The organism is Psychrobacter sp. TB20-MNA-CIBAN-0197 (assembly GCF_040309765.1).
In the GTDB taxonomy this organism is placed as follows: domain Bacteria; phylum Pseudomonadota; class Gammaproteobacteria; order Pseudomonadales; family Moraxellaceae; genus Psychrobacter; species Psychrobacter submarinus.
Map to the genome: position 1 here is coordinate 1 of NZ_JBEOPC010000884.1, position 259 is coordinate 259.

Here is a 259-nt window from a genome sequence, read left to right on the forward strand (position 1 = left end):
GCATCATACTTATGGATAAGTGAGGAAGTACACAACTAATGCAAAGTAATACAGTTGTTTTACAAGGAACAAGTTACCCCATTTGCCTCGTTGCTGGTAAAGGCCAAACGCCCTCTGGCTATGCACCTGCAGTAGCAAACACGGCACAAAGTGCTAAACAGCAAATAGCTGAAATTGGTGGTGCGCTAACTGGCGATGCTGCCAAACGCCTCGACGTAATTAACTTATTAAATAGCGCAGGCGTTAGCTGCCCACGCAG

The 259-nt window shown here is 46.3% G+C and carries 1 protein-coding gene; it reads left to right on the plus strand.

The features are described 5' to 3' along the window. Positions 1–38 precede the first annotated feature (38 nt). A partial coding sequence (locus AAEY83_RS16400; RefSeq protein ID WP_351060744.1) for a hypothetical protein occupies positions 39–259 on the plus strand: 221 nt, incomplete at its 3' end.